Raw genomic sequence first — 25,768 nt, 5'->3', positions numbered from 1 at the left:
ATCTTTTTTTTTTGCTTGCACTGCTCGCCGACGTGTTCAATTTTGTGCTTGTTTTTTGTGACCCTGACTGGGGGGGCCCCCCCCCGCCACCCCGGCGCGCCCCACGCCGCGAACCAGGCCGCGAACCATGCGGCGACGACCACCGAGGAGAACGCGATGCCCGGAGGCAGGCTCACCCAGCAGGAACGCCGGCAGATCGCGCTGGGGCTGGCCGACAACCTCCCCTACGCCGAGATCGCCCGGCGCCTGGAACGCCCCACCTCCACCGTCACCCGCGAGGTGATGCGCAACGGCGGCCCCCTCGCCTACCGCGCCGACCTCGCCCACCGCGCCACCGAACACCGCGCCCAGCGGCGCCGGCCCGCCACCCCCGGCGCACAGCACTCCGGCCCGCAGCCCCACGGGCGCGACAGCGAGGCCGTGGCCGCCTACGAGGAACAGCTCACCACCGTCCTGATGGGCTCGGGCCTCAACCGGATGGGGGCCCGGGTGATCACCTGCCTGTCCACCACCGACGCGGGCAGCCTCACCGCCGCCGAACTCGCCCAGCGCCTGCAGGTCAGCCCGGCCTCCGTCTCCAAGGCGATCGCCTTCCTGGAGAGCCAGAGCCTGGTACGCCGCGAACGCGACGAACGCCGCCGCGACCGCTACATCGTCGACGACGAGCTCTACTACCAGGCCGTCATCGCCAGCGCCCGCGCCAACGACCGGGTCATCGAAGCCGCCCGCCAGGGCGTCACCGTCCTCGGCCCCGGCACCCCCGCCGCCGTCCGCCTGGAGAACATCGCCCGCTTCCTCGACTTCATCAGCGAGAGCATCGTGCGCGCCGCCGACCAGGCCCGCGAAGTCCTCCACACCAAGCCGGCCTTTACCGCGGGCAAGGAACCGGAGTAGGAAACCGGAGCAGGGAACCGGAGCAGGAAACCGGAGCAGGGAACCGGAGCAGGAAACCGGAGTGGGAAGTCGGACCCGCCGACCTCCCGCTCCGCGGCCGTGAGGGGTCAGGCCGCCCGGCGCAGGGCGGCCTTCTCGATCGTCCGGATCCGCCGCCACGTGTACACCCACGCGTCGATGTCCCGCACCCCGCAGATCTGCAGGTAGTGCCGCACCTTCTCCATCTGCGGGAGGGACGCGGCGTTGAGCATGTCGGAGATCGTGCTGCGCCGCAGGACCTTGCCGTACGCCGTGTGCCGCTGCCGGTGCAGCCTCTCGCTGCGCTCCTCCAGCCGGCGCAGCGACGGCTCGCCGGCCCAGATCCTCACGTCCTCCAGGCCCGCGACGAACTCCTCCACGGTGGAGAACATCACCGGATCGGGCTCCCCCGCGGCCGGGACCGGCACGCGCCAGTCGGGGGCGGGACGCTCGTCGGGGACGTGCTCGGCAGCGGCGGGGCGCTCGGCGGCGGCGCGCCGAGCAGTGGCACGGGCTTCCTCGGCCGCATCGCGGAGGAGCAGCACGTGCTGCTGGTCGCGACTGCTCACGCCCATCCCGTCCAACAGTGCTCTCAGCGCCCGCTCCGAGGGAAGCAGCTTGCCCGTGAGCATGCTGCTCGCGGTGGCGACCGACAGGCCGCGCCCTCTGACGATCGAGCTCAGGGACGGCAGACCTGCCAGCAGGCGCTGTTGCCGCAGCTCGGCGACGAACCGGGCGCGGGCGGTGTCCTCCGCGTGAGCCGGCGTGCTCATCGCCGCCCCCGTGCGGCCGTGCCGGTGACCGCCCGGGGTCGCCGTCCCAGTGAGCCGGAGGCCTCGACCGCCGCGGTGACGACGACGGTGACCAGCGCCTCGACGGTGTACCCGAGGACGATCAGGGCGATGACGCCGGCCAGGGCGACCGCGAGGAACGCCGCGGACAGCGCGGCGCGCCGCAGGTCGTGGCTCTCGGCGTACTGCGCGGGCGGCGGCGTGCGCCGCACCGCGCATCGGAACTCGAACAGCACTGTGATCCCTCTCTGAACCCTCAACCCGGACGTGGGGATTGCCGTCCCCTGGGCCGCCCGGCGGGCGGCCGGGTCAGATCATGCGCGGGCCGCGAAGGCCCGCGCAAGTTCCTGCCGGTGGGCGCGACCGGCGGCAAATGGGGATCTGGTGAGGGGATTTGACGGCTTCTCGGGACGGCTTCGGACATCGCCGCGCCGGCGCCGGTGCTCGCACGTCCGGGGGTGTCCGAAGCTCTCCGCGCGCCTGCGGGCGCAGTCACGGGATCACGCCTGCTCAGGGCGATCCGGCGTCCGAAGGCGTCCGGGACTGTCCGAAGTCGTCCGGCCGGCTTGGCCGATGCCCCGCCGGCTGCGACAGTGCCACCCGAGAGCCCTTCCCCTCAACCCGGACGGTCTCCCCGGGCGGAGCGCTGTTGCCGCAGTCCCGCCGTGACGCGGATCACATCGAAGAAGGCCTGCCCCGTGAAGGGAGCAGGCCTTCTTTCCGTTCCCCGGGGCAGCGGTTCAGGGGGCGAGGACCAGCCGGCCGCGCAGGTGGCCCTCCTCCAGGCGGCGGTGGGCGTGGGCGGCGCGGGTCAGGGGGAGGGTGTCGGCGACCCGCAGGGTGAGGCGGCCGTCGGCGGCGAGGACGCAGAGGCGGGCGAGGGCGGCGCCGTCGGCGGCGATCCACACGTTGGCGACCCGGATGCCCCGCAGGGCCGCCGGGGCGCTGCCGGCCGCGACCGCGACGAAGGCGCCGCGCCCGCGCACCGCGCCCAGCGCCCGCACGCCCAGCAGGGCGGCGTCGATCGCGCCGTCGACCCCGCCGGGCACCGATTCCCGTACGGCGGCGGCCACATCGGGCGCCGTGCGCGGCACGAACCACTCGGCGCCCAGAGCGCGCACCAGCCGCTCGTCGCCCTCCCCGGCCAGTGCGACCACCCGCAGGCCGCGCAGGACGGCCAGTTCGACGGCGAAGCCGCCGACCGCGCCCGCGGCGCCGGTGACCAGGACGGTGGAGCCGGCCGGCAGGTCGAGCAGGTCCAGGGCCTGCAGCGCGGTGAGGCCGTTCAGCGGCAGCGTCGCGGCCTGCGCGAGGGTGACGCCCGCCGGGGCGGGGGCCAGGGCGTCCGCGTCCAGGACGACCTGGTCGGCGTAGGTGCCGAGGTCGGCGTCCAGGAGGTCGCGCAGGCCCACCACCCGCTGCCCGGGGGCGAATCGCGTCACGCCGGGGCCGACGGCGTCCACCGTCCCGGCCACGTCCCAGCCGATGCCGGTCACCGCCCGGGGCGCCATCAGCCCGGCCCCGGCGAGCGCCCCGGAGCGGGTGACCGCGTCCACCGGGTTGACCCCGGCCGCCGCCACCCGCACCCGCACCTGCCCGCGGCCCGGCCGCGGCGGCGCCACCTCCACCAGCTCCAGCACCTCGGGACCGCCGAACTCCCGCACCACCACGGCACGCATCGCACCCACACCCCTCACGTCTCGGCTCGCGCCTCGGCTCGGGCCTCGGCAACTCCGCCCAACCTAAGGAGAGTTACTCTCCACAGGGAAGGACGCACCCGAAGGTGCGTACCGTACGGAAAGGAGAGTGGGCCGGTGCCCACCACGACCGCCGCCCAGCGCCGCGCCGCCGAGGCCGCCGACTACGACGCCTACCTCGCCGAGTGCCCGGCCCGCCAACTCCTCGACCGGATCGGCGACAAGTGGGCCAGCCTCGTCGTCAACGCCCTCGCCGACGGACCGCTGCGCTACAGCGGCCTGCGCCGGCGCCTGGCCGGGGTGAGCGAGAAGATGCTCACCCAGACCCTGCGCGCCCTGGAACGCGACGGCCTGGTCGGGCGCACCGTCACCGCCGGGGTGCCGGCCCGCGTCGACTACGCGCTCACCGCGCTCGGACGCGACCTGCTGCCGCTCGTGCGGCAGATCAAGGCCTGGGCCGAGTACCACATGCCGCAGGTGCTCGCGGCGCGCGCCGCGTACGACGACGGGCACCGGGCAACGGGCTGACCGAAGGCCCGTGGCCGGGGCGGGTCCCCGGCCGGGCGGGCCGACGGGGGAGACGAGGGCGGGGCGCAACCTCCCGTCGGGCGGCTCGTTGGGCCGTACGGGTCGAACCGACCGGCCGGGGCGGGAGCGCGCCGCCCCCGGCCCTGACGGATGGGGACGTCATGACCGACACCGACACCGCCGCGGGCTCCGCGGTCCGCAGCGGCAGCCCGGACGCCGCGGTGGACCGGGTGGCCGACTTCTACGGCGCCTACATCGACGCCGTCGACGACGGCACCGACGACCTGGGCGACCGGCTTCGCTCCCACTACCTCACCGAGGACTTCCGTCAGCGGCTGGCGGCCTGGGAGGAGGTCAACCACGCCGACGGCGTGCTGCGCGCCCAGGACGTGCCCACCCGCTGGGAGGTGCGCCACCACGACGCGGGCGCCGGGCACCTGTTCACCACCGTCACCCTGACCTGGGGCACCGGCCCCGACGCCGGGCACACCCGGCTGGCGGTGCGCAGCGACCTGGACACCAGGCTGATCTCGGACATCGAGGAGGGCTGACCGGGCCCGCCGGGCGCCCGCCCCGCCGCCCCGCCCGGCCGCGGTCACGCCAGGGCGGCGGCCAGGCGCTCGGGCAGGGTGGCGTACGGGCGGCAGTCGACCACGGGCAGCGCGTGGGCGCGGGCCTGGCCGGCGAGCCAAGTGCTGTAGCGGGCGCTGACGGCGGCGCGCTCGGGCTGCGGGCCCGAACCGGGCTCGCGGTCGGCGTAGTTGGCGCCGATGCGCCGCGGGTCGTCCTCGTGCAGGAAGACCGCGCGCACGCGCCGGCCCTGCCCGGCGGCCTCGGCGGCGGCGCGGGCGGCGGCGGCCGGGGTGAGGTAGTCGCCCTCCACGATCGCGGGCACGTCCACGGTGAGCCGGTTGCGCACGACGCCCAGCAGCGCGTCGTCCAGGGCGCGGGCGGTGGCGATCTGCAGCTCCAGGACGCGGTCGGCGGGCAGCGCGTCGGGGTCGGGCACGGTGGCGAAGTGGTGCAGGCCGGGGTGGCCGGCGGGGGTGGTGGCGGCCTGGAGGGCGGCCACGACGTCGTCGAACTCGACCACGAACGCGCCGTGCCGGGCGGACAGGCGGGCGGCGGCTCGGCTCTTGCCGATGCCGGACGCGCCGCCGATCAGCAGGACGTCCCACGGGCTTTCGTCGGTATGCATACCGGCACGGTAAGCGGTCCGGGGTGCGGGTGGGCTCCGTGGGGTGGGGGAGGCGGCCCGCCGGGCGCCTCCCGGCCCGGCCCCCGGCGCCCGGCAGCCGGCCCCGGCCCGGTCCGTGGTCCGCCGCCCGTGCAATTTTGCTGCGGGCGGCGGCAGCGGTCGGGTCAGGCCTGGTCGCGGGCGGCGGCGCGGCGCACCGCCCAGGGCAGGACGAACCACAGCACGGCGAAGATCAGCGCGATGGTGCAGGTGATCGGCACCGCCGGTGCGGTGCCGAGGACGACGTCGAGGACCAGCAGCACGGCGCCGGTCAGTGCCGAGGCGAGCAGCAGCAGGCCCACCTGGGCAATGCGGACGGAGACGGTGACGATCCGTTGCTTGCCGGGGTGGTGGTAGAGGCCGCGGTGCAGGGCGACGGGGGTGGCCAGGACGGCCGCGGCGATGACCGACAGCAGCAGGGTGATGACGTAGATGTCCTGCTGGGTGTCGGTGAGCTGGGTGAAGCGCGGGGTGAAGGCGACGCCGAGCAGGAAGGCGAAGACGATCTGCACACCGGTCTGGAGCACCCGCAGTTCCTGGAGCATCTCCACCAGGCGCCGGTCGGCCCGCACCTCGGGGTTCTCCCAGCCGGGCGGGGGAGCGGGGGAGGGCCGGTGGTGCGGCGGCGGGGCGTCGGGCGGGGGAGTCTCGCTGGCCATGCGTCAGCTTCTCACGGGCCGCCGTCACCGCCCCGCTCCGTACGGCCCGCGTTCCCGGTGCCCCCGGTGCGGCTTCCCCCGGTGCGGCTTCCACCCGCGTCCCCGGTGCCGTCCAGGCGGTGCTGCCAGGCGGTGAGCAGGCCCTGCAGGGCTGCGGCCTCCTCGGCGCTCAGGTGCGCCAGCAGGCGGTGCTCGTTGCGCAGGTGGGCGGTGAACGCCTCGTCGAACAGGCGCCGGCCGGCGTCGGTGAGGGCGACCACGCGCCCGCGCCGGTCGTCCGCTGCGGGGCGGCGGGTGACCAGCCCGGCGCGCTCCAGCCGGTCGATCCGCTTGGTCATCGCGCCGGTGGTCACCATCGTGTGCGCGGCCAGCTCGCCCGGGGCCCGCTCGTACGGGGCGCCGGCGCGGCGCAGCGCGGCGAGCACGTCGAACTCGCCCTCGCCCAGGCCGTAGCGCTGGTAGACGAGGGTCAGCTCGGCGGTCAGGCGGGCGGCGAGGCGGTGCAGGCGCCCGATGACGGCCAGCGGGGAGACGTCGAGGTCGGGGCGCTCGCGCCGCCACGCGGCCTGGATCTGGGCGACGTGGTCCGGGGGCCGCTCCTCGTGCCGGTCCTCGTACCGCTCTTCGTGCCGGTCCTCGTGCTGGTCGGGCTCCATGGACACCACCCTACGCCAGTAGCTTCCCAGGAAGCTATATTGCCTTCCATGGAAGGCACCAAACGCTGGGTGCTGCTCACCGCCCTCGCCCCCGTCGCCTGGGGCGCCAACTACTGGGTCACCCACGCCCACCTGCCCGCCGACCGCCCCCTGTGGGGCGCCGCCCTGCGCGCCCTGCCCGCCGGACTGCTGCTGCTCGCCCTCGCCCGCCGCCGCCCGCACGGCGCCTGGTGGTGGCGCAGCGCCCTGCTCGGCCTGCTCAACACCGCCGCCTTCTTCGTCCTGCTCCACCTCGCCTCCCAACTGCTGCCCACCAGCGCCGCCGCCACCCTCATGGCCGCCTCCCCGCTGGCCCTGCTGCTCACCGCCTGGGCGCTGGCCGGGCAGCGGCCGCGCCGCGCGCACCTGGCGGGGTCGGTGGTGGGCCTGGCCGGGGTCGCCCTCGCACTGGCCGGAACGGGGGAGGGGATCGGCTGGGCCGGGCCGGCGGCTTCCGCGGCCGCGATGCTCGTCTCCTCCGTCGGCTACGTGCTGGCCGCCCGCTGGCGCGAGGGCGCCGACCCGCTCACCGCCACCGCCTGGCAGCTGACCGCCGGCGGCCTGGTGCTGCTGCCGCTCGCCGCCGTCGCCGAGGGCGCGCCCCCGCCGGCGGACGGGCCCACCCTGCTCGCCTTCGGCTACACCACCGCGGTCGCCACCGCGCTCGCCTTCACCTGCTGGTTCGCCGGACTGCGCCACCTGCCGGCCGGCACGGTGGGCCTGCTCGGACTGCTCAACCCGCTCACCGGCGTGCTGCTGGGCACCGCGCTGGACGGCGACCCCTTCGGGGTGCGCCAGGGCGCGGGACTGGCGCTGGTGGTCGCCGGCATCCTGCTCGGGCGCCCGCGCGCCGACGCGGCCGCCGAACCCGCCGCCGAGCCCGGTCCCGCGGCCGGGCCCTCTGCCGGTCCCGAGCCCGCTCCCGCCGCCGGGCGGGCCCGCCGGACTCCGGACCGGGACCTTGATCTCAAGTCGACTTGAGGTCGTAGCGTCCGTGGTGCGCGACCGGACCGGACGCGACACGCACAGCGATCCCGAGGAGTCAGGGCCATGACCACCATCACCACCACCGCGAACCTCGCCGCGCTCGAACGGCGGGTCCAGGTCCTCACCGACCGCGCCGACATCACCGGCCTCATCGACGGCTACCTGCTCAGCCTCGACACGGTGCCCCGCGGCGGCGGGCGGTTCGACGAGGCGTGGGCGCGGCGCTACTTCACCCCCGACGTGCGGATCACCACGCCGGTGGGGGACCACGAGGGCATCGACGGGCTGGCCGAGTCCGAGCAGGCGACCCTCGGGAAGTTCGAGCGGACCCAGCACGTGGGCGCCAACCACATGATCGACCTGGACGGGGACCGGGCCGCGGTGCGCTGGAACGCCGTCATGGCGCACGTCCACCTCGCCTCGACCCAGCAGGCGCGCGGCGAGGAACCCGGCGGCCACTTCGACGTCGGCGGCACCTTCACCGGCGAGGCGGTGCGCACCCCCGACGGCTGGCGCCTGCGAAGCCTCGACGTGCGCGCCGTGTGGACGAGCGGCAGGGGTCCGCTCGTCCTGACCCCGAAGGCCGGGGCGACCCTGCGCGACCTCGCCGGCGGAGCGTGACGGCGGCCCCGGGGCACCACCAGGGGCGCGGGAGCCCCCGCTTGCCCTCCGGCCGGGGCGCGTGATCCGATGGCGCGAGCATCGCGTGCCGGTGGCGGACTGCGTCAGGCATGGAGGTGCGGAACCGAAGGGACCGCCACCCGTGGCCTCCCCCTCCACCGGCCGTACGGCCGCCCTCAGTCTGCAACTTTCCCGCGCGCACCAGGACTTGCGCCGCCGCCTCGCCGACCTGCGCACCAATCTCGGCCGGCCCCGCCGCCCGGACGGCGACGGCAACGAACTCCTCACCCACTGCCTGGCCTTCTGCACCGCCCTGACCAACCACCACCAGGGCGAGGACACCGGCCTGTTCGCCCAACTCCTGTACGAACGCCCCGACCTGGCGCCGACCATCGGCAAACTCGTCGAGGACCACGGCTTCATCACCCACATCCTCACCCGGGTGCGCCACCTCGCCGACCGGGCCGCCGAAGCCGGCGCCACCGGCGCCGACCTGGAGGCGATCGGACGCGAACTCGACGGACTCGCCGCCATCATGGACTCCCACTTCGGCTACGAGGAACGCGCCATCGGCGCCGCCCTGGACGCCGGGGTGCGCGACGACGGCTGGTCGGAGCCGGTGCTGCGCTTCCGGGCGCCGTAGGACCCGGCACCGTAAAACCCGTCGCACCGGCCGGCCCGCCTTCCCTACACTCGCCACGCGGCCGCGCCCCGACGCGCGGCCCGCCACGACAATGTGACGACCACGACGACCACGACGACCGCGACGACCGCGACGACGAACGAGACGAGAGAGGGGGCGGGCGGCCATGCCGAAGCAGAGCGCCGCCGCCCCCTCTCCCGCGTCGCGGTACGAGGTGATCCTGGTGTCCCCGGCCTCCCGGTGCCCGCTGCGCGGCCGGCACCGGAGCAGTGCCGCCACCGTCTGACACCGGCCTGTCCGGCCGCCATCCCATTCCGTGGTCATGAATCCGACGATCCGTCGGCACTGCTGGAATCGCGCGCCCACCCCACGAGCAGAACCGCCTCGAAAGGCACCCGGGCCATGCGCACCCACACCACCACCCGCACCACCACCCGCAGCACCGCCACCGGCACCACCACCACCACCGCCGCCGCCGCGACCGCCGGTATCGCCGCCGTCCGCAACCTCGGCATCCTCGCCCACGTCGACGCCGGCAAGACCACCGTCACCGAGCGGATCCTCTACCTCACCGGCACCACCCACAAGCGCGGCGAGGTCCACGACGGCACCACCGTCACCGACTTCGACCCCCAGGAGCGCGACCGCGGCATCACCATCTTCGCCGCCGCCGTCAGCTGCGCCTGGGCCGGGCACCGGATCAACCTCATCGACACCCCCGGCCACGTCGACTTCGCCGACGAGGTCGAGCGCTCCCTGCGGGTGCTCGACGGCGCGGTGGCGGTGTTCGACGCGGTCGCCGGCGTCGAGCCGCAGAGCGAGTCGGTGTGGCGCCAGGCCGAACGCCACGGCGTGCCGCGCATCGCCTTCGTCAACAAGCTCGACCGCGCCGGCGCCGACCTGGACGCCGCCGTCGCCGCCATCCGCGAACGCCTGCATCCGCGCCCGCTGGCCGTCCACGTGCCCATCGGCGCCGAGGAGTCGTTCACCGGCGTCGTCGACCTGGTCGGCCTGCGCGCCCTCACCTGGGACGACGACGGCACCCTGCACCAAGGCCCGGTCCCGGCCGGCCTCGAAGCCCGGGCGGCCGAGCGCCGCCGCGCCCTGGAGGAGGCGGTGGCCGAACTGCACCCCGAGGCCCTGGAGGAGTTCTGCGCGCGCGCCACCCTGGGCGCCGACACCCTCACCGCGGCCCTGCGCGACCTCACCCGCACCGGCGAGGTGGTCGTGGTGCTGTGCGGCTCCGCCTACCGCAACCGCGGCATCGAACCGCTTCTGGACGCCGCCGTCGCCTACCTGCCCTCCCCGCTCGACGTCCCGCCCACCCGCTCCGCCGACCGCGCCCAGCAGCGCGACCCCGACCCCGAACAGCCCCTGACCGCCCTGGCGTTCAAGGTCACCTCCGCCCCGACCGGGCGCCTGACCCACCTGCGCCTGTACGCCGGAACCCTCCACAAGGGAGCCACCGTGCTCGACACCGCCACCGGCCGCCGCGAGCGCGTCGCCCGCATCCTCACCGTCCTGGCCGACCGCCACACCGAGACCGACAGCGCCCGCGCCGGCGACATCGTCGCCGTCGTCGGCCCCAAGCACACCCGCGTCGGCGCCACCCTGTGCGACGCCGACCACCCCATCGTCCTGGAGGCCCCCGTGAGCGCCGAACCGGTCGTCACCGTCGCCGTCGAGGCCCGCCGTGCCGCCGACACCGACAAGCTCGCCGCCGCCCTCGCCCGCCTGGCCGAGGAGGACCCCTCGCTGCGCGTGGCCACCGACCCGGAGACCGGCCAGCGCACCCTGTCCGGCCTGGGCGAACTGCACCTGGAGGTGGCGGTGGAGAAGGTCCGGCGCGAGGCCGGCGTGGAGGCGGTCGTCGGGCGCCCGCGCGTCGCGCTGCGTGAGGCCCTCACCGAGGGCGTCACCGGCTTCACCTACCGGCACGCCAAACAGGACGGCGGCGCCGGGCAGTTCGCCCACCTCGTCCTCGACGTCCACCCCCTGCCGGCGGGCACCGAGGGGGAGTTCGCGTTCACCTCCACCGTCACCGGCGGACGGGTGCCCCGCGAGTACGTGCAGGCCGTCGAGGCCGGCTGCCGCGACGCCCTGGCCGAGGGCCCGCTCGGCGGGCACCCGGTCACCGGCGTCGCCGTCACCCTCACCGACGGGGCCACCCACCCCAAGGACTCCTCCGAGCTCGCCTTCCGCACCGCCGCCCGCCTCGGCCTGCGCGAGGCCCTGCGCGCCTCGCGGATGCACCTGCTGGAACCGCTCGCCGAAGTGAGCGTCACCGTGCCCGAGGACGCCCTCGGGACCGTCCTGGGCGACCTCGCCGCCCGCCGCGGCCACGTCCGCTCCACCGAACCCGGCCACGGCGCCACCGCCCGGGTCGGCGCGCTGGTGCCGCTGGCCGAACTCTTCGGCTACGCGGGCCGCCTGCGCGGCCGCACCCAGGGCCGCGGCACCTTCACCACCCGACCGGCCGGCTACGCCCCCGCGCCCACGCCGGCCGGCTGAGCGGCACCGGCCGGCTGTGCGGCGTCGCCCGGCCCTCCCCGTACCGGGAGGGCCGGGCGGCGTCCGCTACAGCGCCCCGGCGTCGGCCGCCGCCCACGCCGACGGGTACAGCGGACGCCAGCCCAGCTCCCGGCGCGCCGCCGCCGTGGACACCTGTCCCTCCCACGGGTCGAACGCCTCGATCGGCTCGTCCGGCGAACTGCCGGGGTGCGTACGACCGTTGAGCGCGTACAGGTCCCAGGCCGTCAGCGGCGCGTCGTCGCCGACGTTGTACGTGCGCCCCTCGATGCCGGGCGTCACCACCGCGCGCCACAGCGCCCGCGCCACGTCCGCGTGGTGCACCACCGCCAGGCGCTGGTGCGCGGGCCAGTTCGCCGCCCAGTGCAGCGACTGCGCCAGATGCGGATCGCCCTGCCCGTACACGAACGCCAACCGGGCCACCACCAGCGGAAGTTCGGCCCCCAGTGCGCGCAGCCCCGCCTCGGCCTGCGCCTTGGACGCCGCGTACACCCCCCATGCCGGATCCGGTGCGAGCCGGTCGCCCTCCACGGCGGGGCGCCCCAGCCCCCGCCCGTACACCAGGTTCGTACTGGTGTGGACGAACCGCCGCACCCCGGCCTTCGCCGCCTCCCGCCCCAGGGCGACGGCCGCGTCCCGGTTGACCGCCCACGCCGCCTCGTCCGGCACCCCGCGCAGCGCCGCCGCCACGTTCAGCACCACCTCGGCGCCCTCCAGCGCCCGCGCCCGGTCCGTCTCCTCGCACAGGTCGCCGACCACCACCTCCACCCCGTCCAGGTCCCGCGCCTTCGCGGCGTCCCGCACCAGCACCCGCACCGAGGACCCGTCCGCCTGCGCCCACCGCACCAGCCGCGGCACCAGCCTGCTGCCCACCGAACCCGTCGCGCCCGTCACCAGGATCGTCGCCATCGTCCGCCTCCTCCAGGAGAGTTGATCACCTTCGACACCCACCACCCTGCCCGCGCCCCGAGCGGTGCGGCAGAGACCTCCCGATCCAGGGACCGCCGATCCCTGGCTGGGGGCCCGGGCGCAGGGCCGGCCGGGGCCGTGCGAAAAGCGGTCGCGCTCCCGGCGGGGCGCGCCGTAGCGTGCGCGGGTGGACGACGAGGATCCGAAGGAAGTGGTCCGGCGCGGGTACGACGTGCTGTCGGAGCACTACGAGCGGGCGTTCGGCAGCGGGACGAAGTACGGACCGTGGATCGAGGATTTGCTCGGCCGGCTCCCCGGGGCCGCGACCGTCCTGGACATCGGGTGCGGCACCGGGGTTCCCGTGGCCCGCTCCCTGGTCGCGGCGGGTCACCGGGTGACGGGGGTCGACATCAGCGAGGTCCAGGTCCGCAGGGCCCGGCAGCTCGTGCCGGGTGCCGACTTCGTCCGGGCCGATGCCACGACCGTGGAGTTTCCCCGGGGCCGCTTCGACGCCGTCGTCTGCCTGTACGCCCTGATCCATGTGCCGGTGGAGGAACAGCCGGCCCTGCTGGAGCGGATCGCCCACTGGTTGCGGCCGGGAGGCTGGTTCCTGAGCACCACCGGGCACCGGGCCTGGACCGGGACCGACGAGAACTGGCTCGGCGGCGGGGCCGCGATGTGGTGGAGCCACGCCGACGCCGCCACCAACCGCGGGTGGCTCGTGAGCGCCGGCTTCGACGTGGTCCACGAGGAGTTCGTGCCCGAGGGCGACAGCGGCCACGTCCTGTTCCGGGCCCGGCGCCGCGGACACCCGCCGCACGCCGACGGGTGACGGCGTCCCCGCCCGTGAGCGCCGGCGCCGGCCGGACGGACGCGGCACCGGGGGCCGCGTCCGCGAGCGGGGGACCGCCGGTCCCTGGTGGCGGCGGGCTCCGGCGGGCCATGCTGGGGGCATGATCGACCGAGCGGCACTGGCCGACTTCCTCACCCGCACCCGGGCCCGGCTCGCCCCCGCCGACCTGGGGCTGCCGCCCGGGGTCCGGCGGCGCACACCGGGGCTGCGCCGCGAGGAGGTGGCGCAGGTGGCGGGACTGTCGGTGGACTACTACGCGCGCCTGGAGCAGCGGCGCGGCCCGCAGCCCTCGCCGCAGCTGCTCGCGGCGCTGGCGCGGGCGCTGCGGCTGAGCGAGGACGAGCGCGACCACCTGTTCCGCCTCGCCGGGCACGAGCCGCCGCGCCGGCACGGCCCGCTCGGGCACGTGCGGCCGGGGCTGCTGCTGATCCTGGACCGGTTGCACGACACGCCCGCCCAGGTCGTCTCCGACCTCGGCGACGTCCTCGCGCAGAACCCGATGGCCACCGCCGTCTTCGGCGACGTCACCGCCCTGGCGCCCGAGCGGCGCAACCTGCTGCTGCGCTGGTTCACCGAACCGGGCGTCCGGGCGCTGTTCCCGCCCGAGGACCACGAGGACCTCGCCCGCGCCCACGTCGCCTCCCTGCGCGCCGCCCGCACCGCCCGCCCCGGGGACCGGCGCGCCGCCGAACTGCTGGAGCAACTTCTCGCCAGCGGCGAGGAGTTCGCCTCCTGCTGGGAGCGCCACGAGGTCGCCCGGCGGCGCAGCGGCCGCAAGCGGGTGCTGCACCCGGTGGTGGGGCCGCTGGAGCTGGAGTGCGAGGTGCTGGCCGCCGGCGGCGAGGACCAGCTGCTGCTGGTGCACACCGCCGCGCCGGGCGGCGAGTCGGCCTCCCGTCTGGAGCTGCTGCGCGTCGTCGGCGCCCCGGCACCCGCCTGACCGCGCCCGCCTGACCGCGCCCGGGCCGCCGGGGCGGGGCCGCGGCACGAACCGGGGCGGGACCGGCGGCGGCGCGGACCGGGGCGGGGCAGCCGGGACCCGCTGCGGCGCGATCCGGGGCGGGGCCCGTAGGCTGGGCCGGGCCGTCGACGGTACAGACCGTCACCAGTAGGGCGGAACGCGACAGAAACGGGCAGGCAGGGGCACATGCAGTTCGACGACCAGGGCGACCTCGACACCTCGCAGGTGGACGACCGGCGCGGCATCCCGGGCGGGAAGATCGCCATCGGGGGCGGGGCCGTGGGCCTGATCGCGGTGCTGTTCGCCGTCGTCCTCGGGGTCGACCCGCAGCTGCTGGGCCTGTCCTCCGGCTCCGGCTCCTCCTCCAACTCCTCCGGCGTGCGCACCGCCGGCGAGGCGCAGCAGGCCTGCAAGACCGGGGCGGACGCCAACAAGCGCCAGGACTGCCGGATCGTGGCGGTCACCAACAGCCTCCAGGAGTTCTGGCGCACCGAGCTGCCGCGCGCCGCCAAGGTCCCGTACAAGAACGCCGAGACGGTGCTGTTCACCGGCCAGGTCTCCACCGCCTGCGGGGCGGCGACCTCGGCGGTGGGCCCGTTCTACTGCCCCGGCGACAAGAAGGCCTACGTCGACCTGGGCTTCTTCAACGAGCTGTCCGCCCGCTTCGGCGCCAAGGGCGGCCCGTTCGCCGAGTCCTACGTCGTCGCCCACGAGTACGGCCACCACATCCAGAACCTCACCGGCGCCATGCAGAAGGTCGGCAACGACCGCCAGGGCGCCACCAGCGGCTCGGTGCGCCTGGAACTGCAGGCCGACTGCTACGCCGGGGTGTGGGCGCACCACGCGACGACCACCCCGCAGCCCTCCACCGGCCGTCCGCTGATCGCCTCGCTCACCGACCAGGACATCGCCCAGGGCCTGGACGCGGCGGCGGCGGTCGGCGACGACCGGATCCAGCAGCAGGCCACCGGGCGGATCAACCCGGAGGCCTGGACGCACGGTTCCGCCGAGCAGCGCAAGGCCTGGTTCACCACCGGCTACCGCGGCGGCGACTTCGCCCAGTGCGACACCTTCTCGGCCGCGAAGCTGTAGCGGCGCCGAACCGGGGGGCGGCCGTCAGAAGCCGCCGTCCGCCCGCCCGCCGCCGGCAGCCCGCCCGCCGCCCGCCCAGTCCCAGCCCGCGATCGCCTCGCGCAGCAGCCGGGCGCCGGCGGGCAGACGGGCCCGCGCGTCCCAGAACAGGGTCAGGGAGCGCCGGCAGTCGGGGCTGTCGACGCCGACCCACACCAGCGGCAGGCGGGTGGCGGTGCGCCGGGCGACGGCGGGCACCAGGCCGATGCCCAGGCCCGCGCTGATCAGTTCGGCGATGGCGCCGGCCTCGTCGCTCTCGCAGACGATCCGCGGCACCAGCCCGCGGGCGGCGAACAGCCGGTCCAGCAGGCGGCGTTGCCAGTGGCCGGGGCGGGCGGCGATGAACGGGCGCTCGGCGAGCTCCTCGACGCCCACCGAGGTGCGGCCGGCCAGCGGGTCGCCCACCGGGACGGCCAGCCCCACCTCCTCGTCCAGCAGCGGCACCGACTCCAGGCCCTCGGCGGTGACGGGCTGGGAGAAGACGGCGAGGTCGACGTCCTGGGCCCGCAGCCGCCGCGCCGCCTCCTGCGCGGGCAGCTGGTGCAACTCGATCTCCACCCCCGGGTGGCCGCGCTTGAACGCCGCCAGCGGCCCGCTGAAGGCCAGGAACGTCTCCGAGGCCAGGCGCACCGTGCCCAGTCCCTGCCCGGCGGCCTCCGCCACCGCCCGTCGGCCCGCCTCCAGTTCGCCGAGCGAACGCTCCGCGTAGCCGCGGAACAGGTGCCCGGCCGCGTTCAGCCGCAGCCGCCCGCCCCGCTCGAACAGCGGGGTGCCCAGCTCGGCCTCCAGCCGGGCGATGGAGCGGCTCAACGACGGCTGGGCGACGCGCAGTTCCTCGGCGGCCCGGCTCAGGTGCTCCAGCCGTGCCACCGCCAGGAACTGCGCGAGCGTGTTCAGGTCCACCGGCGCCCCCATGCCCGAGGCGTCATAACGCCATAGCAATATTGATCTTGGACAGGATAACCGGACGGTCATAGCGTCATGGGCGGGGCCGCGCACCGGCACACAGTGCGGCCCGGCACCGGTTCGAGGAAGGACGCCCATGGCCATCGCCGCCGACAGGACCCCACCGGAGCCGAAGGCCCGGTCCGCCGCGGGGGAGCGGACCGGGCCCGCCGGACGGACCCTGCGCGCCCTGGCCGCCGCCCACACCGCCGCCGTCTTCGGACAGCCCGTCTTCGCCGGCGTCTACCTCAGCGGCGACTACGACGCCCTCACCTGGCACGCCACCGGCGCCAACGTCGTCACCTCCCTCGGCTACCTCCAGCTGATCGCCGCCCTCGTGGTGTGGATCCGGCTGCGCCGCCGCCGGCCGGCGGCCGCCACCCTCGCCGTCGTCGCGGCCGAGACCGTCCAGTACTTCGCCGGACGCGACGGCGCCCTGTGGCTGCACCTGCCCCTGGGCGTGGCCACCATCGCCGCCACCGTCGTCCTCACCATCGCCCTGTGGCGCACCCCGCTGCCCGCGCGCCCCGCCGCCCGCCGCCCCGCCCGCCGGGAGGGCGACCGTGACTGAACCCCGCCCCGGCCGTCCGCTCGACATGACCCGCCGTCAGATCCTCGGCATCGGCGGCGCGTTCGGCCTGCTCACCACCACCGGCCTCGCCACCGCCGCCACCCTCGCCCGCCGCCCCGCCACCACCGGCGCCCAGCTGCGCAGCACCGCCGCCCTGCCACCGCCCCACCGGGTGCCGTTGCCGCTGCCCGCCGTCGCCAGGCCCCTGTCCACCGACGGCGCGGCCGACCGCTACGAGATCGTCCAGCGCGAGACCGACGCCGAGATCCTGCCCGGCCTCACCACCCGGCTGTGGACGTACGGCGGCACCTTCCCCGGCCCCACCATCGAGGCCCGCCGCGGCCGGCCCGTCACCGTCACCCACCGCAACGAACTGCCGGTACCCACCGTCGTCCACCTCCACGGCGGGCACACCCCCGCCGACTCCGACGGCTACCCCACCGACCTCGTCCTGCCCGCCGGCTGGCCCGAGACCCCCCACGTCATGCCCGGCATGCAGGACGCGGACGGCATGCCCGGCACGGGCGGCGCCATGACCGACCCCCGCGCCGTCACCAGCCGCCGCACACGCGACTACACCTTCCCCAACGACCAGCGCCCCACCCTGCTCTGGTACCACGACCACCGCATGGACTTCACCGCCCCCGCCCTGTGGCGCGGCCTCGCGGGCCTGCACATCGTGCGCGACGACGCCGAGGACGCCCTCGGCCTGCCCGCCGGCCCCCGCGAGATCCCCCTGATGATCACCGACCGCGCCTTCGCCGCCGACGGCACCCTGACCTACCCCTCCCTCGACCCCACCCTGCGCGAGCGCCCCGGCGTCACCGAACCCCACCTCGCCGGCGTCCTCGGCGACGTCGTCCTCGTCAACGGCGCCCCCTGGCCCGTCCACGAGACCGACGCCGCCCGCCACCGCCTGCGCCTGCTCAACGCCTCCAACGCCCGCCACTACGAGATCGAGGCCCGCACCGAGGACGGCCGCCGCCTCGACCTCGTCCGGATCGGCGCCGACCAGGGCCTGCTCGCCACCCCCGTCACCCACCACTGCCTGCCCATCGCCCCCGCCGAACGCCACGACCTCGTCGTCGACTTCGCCGCCGCCCCCGTCGGCTCCCTGGTCCGCCTCGTCAACCGCCTCGGCACCGGCCGCACCCGCGACATCATGGCCTTCCGCATCACCCGCCGCCCCGCCGCCGACGACAGCCGCATCCCACCCGTCCTGTCGACCGACCTGCCCGACTGGAACCGCCAGGACGCCGTGCGCACCCGCGACTTCGCCTTCCGCGCCGGCCGCATGAACGGCGGCCGCGGCTGGCTGATCGGCGGCCGCCCCTTCGACCCCGCCCGCACCGACGTCACCGTCCCCCTCGGCGACACCGAGATCTGGCGCCTGATCGCCGACGTCCACCACCCCGTCCACCTCCACCTGGTGGGCTTCCGCATCCTCACCCGCGGCGGCAAACCCCCGCTGCCCCACGACGCCGGCCTCAAGGACACCGTCTCGCTGCGCCCGGGGGAGTCCGCGGAGATCATCACCCGCTTCGACGGCTACCGCGGCCGCTACCTCTTCCACTGCCACAACGCCGAGCACGAGGACATGGGGATGATGGCCAACCTGGAAGTCGTCTGACGCGCCGCCCCGGGCCCGCGCGCCCTTGACCCGCCCATTGCGCGGGCCGCGCCCACCGGGCGTACGGGAGGGTGCCGGGGCCCGCGGGGTGCGCGGCGGGGCCGGTCGGTGATGGCGATCCCTGAAATCGGCCACCCGGCACCCAGGCGTTGGCCAGACCTGCTCACTCCGGTTCCCCACGGGCCTGACCCGTCTCCTTGGGCTGCTGGAAGCGCCCGACGTGCCCGAGACGGGAGGCTGCCCAGCCGTGTTCGAGCAGGGCGAAGGCCTCGTCGGCGGCCCGGCGCGGTTCGGGGTGCTGCAGGATCAGGCTGCGGGCCGCCAGGGCGAACCGGGCCAGGGCGGCGCAGGTGGTGTCGTCCTCGGGTGCGCCCACGGCCTCGGCGATGGCCCGTGCCAGGGCCGTTTCGTGGCGGGTCCACATGCGCTGGGAGTAGTTGCGCAGCGCGGGGGTCTCCTGCACCAGGCGGGTGAAGGCGGCGAACCGCGGGTCGGCGGCGTGGACGGCGAGTTGGGTCCGGTGCAGCAGGAGGTGCTCGCGCAGCGCCTGCGGGATCGACCGGCCCGGGGGCCGCTCGCGCACGGCCGCGACGAGGGCCGCTTCCAGGTCGTCGTCCTGGTCGAAGACCAGCGCCTCCTTGCCGGTGAAGTGCTTGAACAGGGTGGTCACCGAGACGTCTGCGGCGTCGGCGACGTCCTTGACGCCGACCTGGTCGTAGCCGCGTTCGAGGAAGAGTTCGAGTGCGGCGTCGGCCAGGGACTGGCGGGTCTGGGCCTTCTTGCGCTCGCGGCGCCCCATCGCTTCGGTCACTCGATCACCATAGCCCGACGTGCATCCACTCCGAAAGTGTAGTCGTTGCACTTATTTAGCGAGTGTGCTTTCTTGGTGGTGCCGGCCGCCCGGCGACCCATTCACCACCGGAAGGAGACACACCCATGCCCGCTGTCCGTGACCTTCGCATCGCGATCGTCGGCGCCGGCCTCGGCGGCTTGACCTGCGCCCGGGTCCTGCAGCAGCACGGCCGCGCCGTCACGGTGTTCGAACGCGAAGCCGCCGCCGACGCCCGCCCGCAGGGCGGCTCCCTCGACATGCACGCGGACACCGGCCAGGCCGCCTTGCGGTCGGCGGGCCTGCTCGACCGGTTCCGCGCCCTTGCCCGCCCCGAGGGCGATGAGTGGCGGGTGCTCGACCATGCCACCGGCGCCCTCCTCGCGCAGCGGGGGCCGACCGCGGGCGGCGGCCGCCCGGAGATCGACCGCGGCCAGCTGCGCGGCCTGCTGCTGGACTCGCTCGTCCCGGGCACGGTGCGGTGGAACCGTGCCGCCACCGGGGTCGCCCCGCCGGCGGGCGGCACGTGCCGGCTGTTCCTGGGTGACGGTACGGCCGAGGAGTTCGACCTGGTGGTCGGTGCCGACGGTGCCTGGTCACGGGTCCGTCCGGCCCTGTCGCCCGCCGTACCCCACTACACGGGTGTCACCTTCGTCGAGACCGGCTTCGACCAGTGCGACACCCGCCACCCCGAACTCGCCCGGCTGGTCGGCAACGGATCGCTGCTGGCGAAGGGCGTCGGCCGGACCCTGGTCGCCCAGCGCAACAGCAACGGTCACATCCGCGGCTACCTCGTGCTGCGCGAGCCGCAGGACTGGCACGCAGCCGCCGGACTCGACCTCGGCGACCAACGGGCCGTGCAGGAACACCTGCTGGAGATGTTCGACGGCTGGGACGAGAGCCTGCTGCGGATCCTGCGCGACAGCGACCACGGCTTCGTCAACCGGCCCCTGCACGCGCTGCCCGCCCCGCACGCCTGGGAGCACGTTCCCGGCGTGACGCTGCTCGGCGATGCCGCGCACCTGATGCCCCCGGTCGGGCTGGGCGCCAACCTCGCCATGCTCGACGGCGCTGACCTCGCCCACGCCCTCGTCACCGAATCCAGCGTCGGCGACGCCATCCACGCCTACGAGCGCGTCATGCTGCCGCGCTCGATCGAGGCCGCGACGGGCAGTGCACAGGGCCTCGACCACCTGGTTCCCGCGTCGGCCTCCTGAGTCGACTCCACCACCCCTCAGCGATGCCGAAGGTGCCCGTGCCGGGGCGGGCCAGCCGAACACCCGATGGACGGGTGGCCCAGAACCCCCGCTCGCTGAACTTCGCCACTCGCTTCAACGGAGAACAACCCGGGGAACCGAGAGCAGGGGTGGGGAAAATCGCGGATCCTCATCATCGGTGCCGGGCGGTGCCGGGCGGTGCCGGGCGGTGCCGGGCGGTGCCGGGCGGGGCTTGGCGGGGCTTGGCGAACGCGACCGGAATACGGCCCTCCGTCCGGTTCGGGGTGAAGTGCCGGACCTTCACCGCTCTCCCACCGGATGATCACTCTGCTGCCGTGATCCCGACCCCCGCAGTACGGCGCGGTCCACTCCAATTCCCTTCGCACACCCCCCGAGCTGCGAAAGGCCACCACGCCGATGACCCGCCCCGCCGACCACCCCACGCCCGACCGGATGCTGCGCGAGGCCGCCGCCCGCCTGGACCGGCGCCGCTTCCTGACCGTCACCTCGGCCGCCGCCGCGCTCGCCTTCGGCGTCAACCTGCCCTCCGCGCACGCCGCCGACAACGAGATCGCCCCGCGCGCCATCGGCGACAACCCCTTCACCCTCGGAGTGGCCTCCGGCGACGCCACCCCCGAGGCCGTCGTGCTCTGGACCCGCCTGGCCCCGCGCCCCCTGGAGCCCGGCGCCGGCCTGCCGCCCACCGGCTCGGTCAAGGTCGGCTGGGAGATCGCCCGCGACGAGAAGTTCCGCCGCGTCGAGCGCCGCGGCACCGCCCGCGCCCACGCCGAGTTCAACTACGCCCTCCACATCGACGTCGACGACCTCGACGCCGGACGCGAGTACTGGTACCGCTTCACCGTCGGCCCCTGGTCCAGCCCCGTCGGCCGCACCCGCACCGCCCCGCCGCGCGGCCGCAGGCTCGACAGCGCCCGCATCGCCTTCGTCTCCTGCCAGGCCTACGAGGACGGCTACTTCACCGCCTACCGCCACCTCGCCAACGAGGACCTGGACGCCGTCTTCCACGTCGGCGACTACATCTACGAATACGGCATCGACGCCGCCGGCGGCGACCGCAAGTACACCGACCGCACCCTCGCGGCCCACTTCAACCACGAGACCACCACCCTGGAGGACTACCGGCTGCGCTACTCCCTCTACAAGAACGACCCCGACCTCCAGGCCGCGCACGCCGCCCACCCCTGGTACGTCACCTGGGACGACCACGAGGTGGAGAACAACTACGCCGCCGGCATCCCGGAGAAGAACCAGGACCCGGCCCCCTTCGTCGCCCGCCGCGCCGCCGCCTACCGCGCCTACTGGGAGAACCAGCCGCTGCGCATGCCCCAGCCGCACAACACCGAGCTGACCCTCTACCGGCGCGTCCACTACGGCCGACTCGCCCAGTTCGACATCCTCGACACCCGCCAGTACCGCGACGACCAGGCCAACGGCGACGGCTGGCAGTACCCCACCCCGGAGTCCGACGCCGCCGGGCGCACCCTGATGGGCGCCACCCAGGAACGCTGGTTCGCCGAGGGCCTGCGCCGCTCCACGGCCACCTGGAACGTCGTGCCCCAGCAGGTCGTCTTCTCCCGCCGCAAGAACACCACCGCCGAGCGCTCCAAGCTCTCCATGGACGCCTGGGACGGCTACCCGGCCGCCCGCGAGCGCTTCCTGCAGGCCGTCGACCGCTCCGGCGTCAAGAACCTCGTGCTGCTCACCGGCGACGTGCACGTGGCCTACGCCCTGGACGTCAAGCGCAACTTCGACGACCCCAACTCCCGCACCGTGGGCGTGGAGTTCGTCGGCACCTCGATCAGCAGCGACGGCGACGGCGAGGAGAAGCCCTCCAACTGGAACAACCTCATGTCGGCCAACCCGCACATGAAGTTCTACGACGGGCGCCGCGGCTACACCGTCCTCACCCTGGACCGCCACCGCGCCCGCGCCGACTACCGGGTGGTCTCCCACATCACCCGCCCCGGCGGCACCCTGTCCACCGCCGCCTCCTTCACCACCGAGGCCGGCAACCCGGGCATCCGCCCCGCCTGACACCCGCACCGCGCCGAACGCCCCGGCCCCGCCGCTTCGAGGGAGGCGGCGGGGCCGGGTGCTCAGGCGCCGTGGACGAGGCGGCCCATGACGGCCGCGGCCTGCTCCGGGTGCTGCTCCAGCCAGGCGCCCAGGTGGTCCCGGACGGCCCGCGCGACGCAGACGCGCACGGTGTCGTTGCCGAGCACGTCCCGGGTGGAGCCGTGGAACTCGGGCGCGTCGAGCTTCACCGACACGACCGCCGTCAGGCCCGAGCAGACCTGCTCGGCGGTCGGGCCGGGGTCCGGCGCGGCCGACAGGAGCCGCCCCCTCGCATACGCGTTGACCGCGGCCGCCACCCCGTCCCGGAAGCCCGCCTCGTGCGTGCCGCCGCGCGGCGTGGGCCGGCCATTGGCGAAACTCCGGATCCGCTCCTCGGGGGAGTCGCGCCACCGCCAGGCCGCTTCCACCGTCCCCGCCATCCGCGGGTCCTCGCCCTCGAAGCCGATGATGTCCGTGGAAGCGGGTACCGCATCCCGGCCGTCGAGGAGAGCGACGAAGTCCCGTGCCCCGCCGGGGAAGCGGAACCGGAGCGACCGTGGCTCGCCCGGGCCGCGCCGGTCGGTCAGCGAGATGTCCAGGACCCGGTTCAGCAGCGCCAGTTCCCTGAAGCGGTCGGCCAGTTCGTCGAACGAGCACTGCGCCGCACCGAAGATCCCGGTGTCCGGCCAGAAGGTGATGACGGTCCCGCTGCCGGCCGCCGGGCCCGCCTCGATGGGCGGGGCGACCGCGACACCGCGCTCGTACTCCTGCTCCCAGCGGACCCCCTCGCGCCGCACCTCGGCCGTCAGCCGGCTCGACAGGGCGTTGGTGACGGTGGGCCCGACGCCGCAGTGGCCGAGCATCACGTCGTGGCGGCCGCCGCCGAGCCCCGCGCCGGCGCGCATGCGGGTCAGCAGGGCCTCGAGGCCGGGCTCGCCGGCATCCCCCTCGTCGTGGACGGGCACGCCCGGGCCGTCGTCGGCGACGCACACGCCACCGTCGGACCCGAGCGTGATCTCGACGCGGCCGGCGCGGCCCGCCAGGACCTCCTTCACCGCCCGGTCGGCGACCTCGAACACCATCTGATGCAGGCCGCGTTCACCGGTCGAGCCGATGTACATCCCGGGCCGCCTGCGAACGGCTTCCCACCCCTCCAGCACCTGGATGCGGGCGGCGTCGTAACCGGTGGATTCCTGGCACACGGTGTCCCCTCCGAAGATGGTCCGGCAGAACTCCACAGCCTAGGTGAATTTCGGAAAAACACCAGGTCAGAGCCGGTCTGTTGACGGCGTGGGCGGGCGCGTGAGCGCCTGCCCGCAGGTGCCTGCCCCAGGGGTCCCGGACGGCCGCCGCAGTGCGGCCACGGCACCGCCGAGGCCGCGCACGAGGCCGTTTCGGGCACCACCGAGGGGCGCTGATTCACTCTCTTTTTTCGTGCGTCGCACGCCACCGGGCGCCACCGCACGCCGCAGCCGACGGCTGCACTGCCGCGCCCCGCGACACCGGGGGAGGCGGCGGGGCCGCTCACCTCCGGGACGCCTCGTAGGCCTCGCGGACGGTCGCGGGGACGCGTCCGCGATCGTTGACGAGGATGCCGTGGGCGCGGGCCCAGCGGCGGATCGGCTCTTCCTGGGGCCGGGGGTCGGGGTCACGGGTGGCGGCGGGCCTGCCGGGGCCGCCGCGGTTTCCCGCGGGGACCTTCTCCAGGCAGTCCGCGGCGCGGTGGAAGAACGCCGACAGCGAGGCGTATACGCCCCCCTCGGGACAGTACGCCTCCGCCCACGTTCCGACGGTTCCGGTGACCGTGTCCACGAACGTCCCGTACAGGCCGTCGCGCTCCGCGGCGACCGGCACCCAGGCGCGGTGCCAGAACGGGCAGTCGGGGTCCTCGGACGGTTCCGCCTCCTCCAGGCCCATCCGGCTGAGGTACACCCGCTGGATGTCCGTCAGGCCCAGCAGCATGTGGCCGCCGGGCAGGGGCACGGCGCAGTCCCGCGTCACCAGGCACGAGGGCATGTCGGGCGGCCCGCCGCCGTCGATGCCGTTCATCAGCAGCCACTGCCGCAGTTCCTGCGGCAGCGTCAGGCCCATGCGCCGTTCGGCCCGGTCGACGGCCTCCGGGTCCACCGGGCCGACGAGCGCGGCGAGGACCGCCGGGTCGTGCCGCTCCAGCCACCCGGTCACCCGGCCCCACGCCTGCCGGACGTCGTCTCCCGCCCCGCGCGCCGCCCCGCGCGCCGGAGCGCCGCTCGTGTGCGATTCCCGCTGGTCATCCATGGGGCGACCGTACGCGCGGCCACCGACAGGGGCCGGTCCCCGGGGGGTTTCGGCATCGATCGGCCGGTTTGTGATCACGGTTCGGCGACCTTCCGTCCGCCCGGGGATCAAATCGCTCCTCCCCGCTCCCCGGCGGCGGTAGGTTTCCCGACGCACATATTCGTGACCGTCACGGGGGATTTCACCATTTCCACTCAGTCTGCCGAGCTGCCCGAGAGCGCTGCGCCCACCGAGCCCGCCTCCGACGCCCCGGCACCCGGTCCGGGCCTGCCCGGCTACGGCGAGGGGCAGCTCAGCTGCCAGCACTGCGGATCCGTCCCGGCCGTGGACGCGACCTTCCGCGGGCACCTGGGCCTCGTCATTATCCTGAAATACCTGAAGACCCGGGGGCCGTTCTGCCGCAGCTGCGGCATCGCCACCCACCGCGAGATGACCTCCGACAGCCTCTGGCAGGGCTGGTGGGGCATCCCCTCGATGATCGTCAACCCGATCATCATGCTGATCAACATCCCGCAGCGCCTGAAGGTCGACAAGCTGGCGGAGCCGCTGCCCGGCGCGCCCCGCCCGCCGATGGACCCCGGCAAGCCGGTGTACCTGCGGCCCACGATCCTCGGCGTCCTCATCCCGGCGCTCCTGATCACGGTGATCTACCTCGTCGCGAAGCGCGACCCCGACTTCGCCAAGGCCGGCGACTGCATCCACAACAACAACCCGATCGCCGCCGCCCTGCCCGGCCTCGTCGACAAGAACCCCGACGTCGAAGTGGTGCCCTGCTCCGACCCCAAGGCCGAGGCCCGCGTCGTGGGCCGCGAGGAGGACACCAACGACGGCGAGGCCGCGTGCAGGAAGTTCCCCACCGCCGACGGCTACTTCACCTACAAGCGGAGCAGCACCAAGTACACCCTCTGCCTGCAGAGCCTGGAGACCCCGCAGCAGAAGAAGCCGACCACGATCTTCGGCCCCGTCAACCCGTGACCCCGTAGAGCGAGGCCGGGGCACTCGACCCCGCCCGGCGCGACTCCGGCCCTTCGGACGAACCGAAGGGCCGGAACCGTTTCCTGACGCGCCGC

At 75.0% G+C, this 25,768-nt stretch carries 26 protein-coding genes; 15 read left to right on the top strand and 11 right to left on the bottom strand.

The window, feature by feature from the left end; all coding sequences use genetic code 11:
• Positions 1-156: 156 nt before the first annotated feature.
• Positions 157-894 (top strand): helix-turn-helix domain-containing protein, encoded by a 738-nt coding sequence (locus tag ACWGJO_RS14900; protein WP_452183868.1) that lies wholly within the window; start codon positions 157-159, stop codon positions 892-894.
• A 107-nt stretch (positions 895-1,001) separates the two neighbouring features.
• On the opposite strand, the gene ACWGJO_RS14895 is transcribed toward ACWGJO_RS14900, so the two are convergent.
• The 3 genes from ACWGJO_RS14895 to ACWGJO_RS14885 form a co-directional block, all read right to left on the bottom strand.
• The gene (locus ACWGJO_RS14895; protein WP_452183866.1) at positions 1,002-1,685 is read right to left on the bottom strand and encodes a hypothetical protein; all 684 of its coding nucleotides are present in this window, start codon (positions 1,683-1,685) and stop codon (positions 1,002-1,004) included.
• Positions 1,682-1,939, bottom strand: a complete 258-nt coding sequence (locus tag ACWGJO_RS14890) for a hypothetical protein (RefSeq protein ID WP_452183864.1) — start codon at positions 1,937-1,939, stop codon at positions 1,682-1,684. The genes ACWGJO_RS14895 and ACWGJO_RS14890 overlap by 4 nt, the downstream gene beginning before the upstream one ends.
• A gap of 504 nt (positions 1,940-2,443) precedes the next feature.
• Positions 2,444-3,382 (bottom strand): NADP-dependent oxidoreductase, encoded by a 939-nt coding sequence (locus ACWGJO_RS14885; RefSeq protein ID WP_452183862.1) that lies wholly within the window; start codon positions 3,380-3,382, stop codon positions 2,444-2,446.
• Between the two features lie 135 nt (positions 3,383-3,517).
• Here ACWGJO_RS14885 and ACWGJO_RS14880 point away from each other — a divergent pair, with 135 nt between their 5' ends.
• The gene (locus ACWGJO_RS14880; protein ID WP_452183861.1) at positions 3,518-3,928 is read left to right on the top strand and encodes a winged helix-turn-helix transcriptional regulator; all 411 of its coding nucleotides are present in this window, start codon (positions 3,518-3,520) and stop codon (positions 3,926-3,928) included.
• A gap of 161 nt (positions 3,929-4,089) precedes the next feature.
• Positions 4,090-4,479, top strand: a complete 390-nt coding sequence (locus tag ACWGJO_RS14875) for a hypothetical protein (protein ID WP_452183860.1) — start codon at positions 4,090-4,092, stop codon at positions 4,477-4,479.
• A 44-nt stretch (positions 4,480-4,523) separates the two neighbouring features.
• On the opposite strand, the gene ACWGJO_RS14870 is transcribed toward ACWGJO_RS14875, so the two are convergent.
• From ACWGJO_RS14870 to ACWGJO_RS14860, 3 genes are all read right to left on the bottom strand, one after another.
• Positions 4,524-5,126 carry an AAA family ATPase gene (locus ACWGJO_RS14870; protein WP_452183858.1) on the bottom strand — a complete coding sequence of 201 codons (603 nt, stop codon included), beginning with the start codon at positions 5,124-5,126 and terminating at the stop codon, positions 4,524-4,526.
• Between the two features lie 164 nt (positions 5,127-5,290).
• Positions 5,291-5,824: a DUF6328 family protein gene (locus tag ACWGJO_RS14865; RefSeq protein ID WP_452183856.1), complete on the bottom strand. Its 534-nt coding sequence runs from the start codon at positions 5,822-5,824 to the stop codon at positions 5,291-5,293.
• 11 nt (positions 5,825-5,835) lie between these two features.
• Positions 5,836-6,480 (bottom strand): MarR family winged helix-turn-helix transcriptional regulator, encoded by a 645-nt coding sequence (locus tag ACWGJO_RS14860; protein ID WP_452183854.1) that lies wholly within the window; start codon positions 6,478-6,480, stop codon positions 5,836-5,838.
• Positions 6,481-6,528: 48 nt separating this feature from the next.
• Between ACWGJO_RS14860 and ACWGJO_RS14855 the strand changes: the two genes are divergently transcribed.
• From ACWGJO_RS14855 to fusA, 4 genes are all read left to right on the top strand, one after another.
• Entirely contained in the window at positions 6,529-7,500 is a 972-nt protein-coding gene (locus ACWGJO_RS14855; RefSeq protein WP_452183853.1) for a DMT family transporter, read from the top strand.
• A gap of 69 nt (positions 7,501-7,569) precedes the next feature.
• Entirely contained in the window at positions 7,570-8,127 is a 558-nt protein-coding gene (locus tag ACWGJO_RS14850; RefSeq protein WP_452183851.1) for a nuclear transport factor 2 family protein, read from the top strand.
• Between the two features lie 142 nt (positions 8,128-8,269).
• Positions 8,270-8,770 (top strand): hemerythrin domain-containing protein, encoded by a 501-nt coding sequence (locus tag ACWGJO_RS14845; RefSeq protein ID WP_452183849.1) that lies wholly within the window; start codon positions 8,270-8,272, stop codon positions 8,768-8,770.
• Positions 8,771-9,172: 402 nt separating this feature from the next.
• On the top strand, positions 9,173-11,281 hold the full coding sequence (gene fusA / locus ACWGJO_RS14840) for an elongation factor G (RefSeq protein WP_452183848.1): 2,109 nt from the start codon (positions 9,173-9,175) through the stop codon (positions 11,279-11,281).
• A gap of 66 nt (positions 11,282-11,347) precedes the next feature.
• Here fusA and ACWGJO_RS14835 read toward each other — a convergent pair whose 3' ends face one another.
• Entirely contained in the window at positions 11,348-12,208 is an 861-nt protein-coding gene (locus tag ACWGJO_RS14835) for an NAD-dependent epimerase/dehydratase family protein (protein WP_452183846.1), read from the bottom strand.
• A gap of 187 nt (positions 12,209-12,395) precedes the next feature.
• On the opposite strand from ACWGJO_RS14835, the gene ACWGJO_RS14830 reads away from it, so the two are divergent.
• The 3 genes from ACWGJO_RS14830 to ypfJ all read left to right on the top strand — a co-directional run bounded on the left by ACWGJO_RS14830 (position 12,396) and on the right by ypfJ (position 15,114).
• Positions 12,396-13,040, top strand: a complete 645-nt coding sequence (locus ACWGJO_RS14830) for a class I SAM-dependent methyltransferase (protein WP_452183844.1) — start codon at positions 12,396-12,398, stop codon at positions 13,038-13,040.
• 124 nt (positions 13,041-13,164) lie between these two features.
• Entirely contained in the window at positions 13,165-14,001 is an 837-nt protein-coding gene (locus ACWGJO_RS14825; protein ID WP_452183908.1) for a helix-turn-helix transcriptional regulator, read from the top strand.
• A gap of 207 nt (positions 14,002-14,208) precedes the next feature.
• Positions 14,209-15,114, top strand: coding sequence for a KPN_02809 family neutral zinc metallopeptidase (gene ypfJ / locus ACWGJO_RS14820; protein ID WP_452183842.1), 906 nt, complete (start codon positions 14,209-14,211; stop codon positions 15,112-15,114).
• A gap of 24 nt (positions 15,115-15,138) precedes the next feature.
• Here the strand turns inward: ypfJ and ACWGJO_RS14815 are convergent, their stop codons facing one another.
• Positions 15,139-16,056, bottom strand: a complete 918-nt coding sequence (locus tag ACWGJO_RS14815) for a LysR family transcriptional regulator (RefSeq protein ID WP_452183840.1) — start codon at positions 16,054-16,056, stop codon at positions 15,139-15,141.
• A 139-nt stretch (positions 16,057-16,195) separates the two neighbouring features.
• Between ACWGJO_RS14815 and ACWGJO_RS14810 the strand changes: the two genes are divergently transcribed.
• Both ACWGJO_RS14810 and ACWGJO_RS14805 read left to right on the top strand, forming a co-directional pair.
• The gene (locus ACWGJO_RS14810; protein ID WP_452183839.1) at positions 16,196-16,669 is read left to right on the top strand and encodes a hypothetical protein; all 474 of its coding nucleotides are present in this window, start codon (positions 16,196-16,198) and stop codon (positions 16,667-16,669) included.
• Complete coding sequence (locus ACWGJO_RS14805; protein ID WP_452183837.1) at positions 16,662-18,299, top strand: multicopper oxidase family protein; 1,638 nt, start codon at positions 16,662-16,664, stop codon at positions 18,297-18,299. Before ACWGJO_RS14810 ends, ACWGJO_RS14805 begins: the two co-directional genes overlap by 8 nt.
• Before the next feature lie 163 nt (positions 18,300-18,462).
• On the opposite strand, the gene ACWGJO_RS14800 is transcribed toward ACWGJO_RS14805, so the two are convergent.
• On the bottom strand, positions 18,463-19,098 hold the full coding sequence (locus ACWGJO_RS14800) for a TetR/AcrR family transcriptional regulator (protein ID WP_452183906.1): 636 nt from the start codon (positions 19,096-19,098) through the stop codon (positions 18,463-18,465).
• 137 nt (positions 19,099-19,235) lie between these two features.
• Here ACWGJO_RS14800 and ACWGJO_RS14795 point away from each other — a divergent pair, with 137 nt between their 5' ends.
• Both ACWGJO_RS14795 and ACWGJO_RS14790 read left to right on the top strand, forming a co-directional pair.
• On the top strand, positions 19,236-20,345 hold the full coding sequence (locus ACWGJO_RS14795) for an FAD-dependent oxidoreductase (RefSeq protein ID WP_452183836.1): 1,110 nt from the start codon (positions 19,236-19,238) through the stop codon (positions 20,343-20,345).
• 417 nt (positions 20,346-20,762) lie between these two features.
• A complete protein-coding gene (locus ACWGJO_RS14790) occupies positions 20,763-22,400 on the top strand; it encodes an alkaline phosphatase D family protein (RefSeq protein WP_452183835.1) in 1,638 nt (545 codons plus the stop codon).
• A 62-nt stretch (positions 22,401-22,462) separates the two neighbouring features.
• Here the strand turns inward: ACWGJO_RS14790 and ACWGJO_RS14785 are convergent, their stop codons facing one another.
• Together ACWGJO_RS14785 and ACWGJO_RS14780 are read right to left on the bottom strand one after the other, a co-directional pair.
• Positions 22,463-23,623, bottom strand: coding sequence for an ATP-binding protein (locus ACWGJO_RS14785; RefSeq protein WP_452183833.1), 1,161 nt, complete (start codon positions 23,621-23,623; stop codon positions 22,463-22,465).
• Between the two features lie 322 nt (positions 23,624-23,945).
• A complete protein-coding gene (locus ACWGJO_RS14780; RefSeq protein WP_452183831.1) occupies positions 23,946-24,698 on the bottom strand; it encodes an Lsr2 family DNA-binding protein in 753 nt (250 codons plus the stop codon).
• 162 nt (positions 24,699-24,860) lie between these two features.
• Here ACWGJO_RS14780 and ACWGJO_RS14775 point away from each other — a divergent pair, with 162 nt between their 5' ends.
• Positions 24,861-25,673 carry an LppU/SCO3897 family protein gene (locus tag ACWGJO_RS14775; RefSeq protein ID WP_452183829.1) on the top strand — a complete coding sequence of 271 codons (813 nt, stop codon included), beginning with the start codon at positions 24,861-24,863 and terminating at the stop codon, positions 25,671-25,673.
• Positions 25,674-25,768 lie beyond the last annotated feature (95 nt).

The sequence above is a fragment of the Kitasatospora sp. NPDC054795 genome (genome assembly GCF_053611565.1).
Note: the sequence above shows the minus strand (reverse complement) of the source record. Positions and strands in the feature narration are given on the sequence as shown.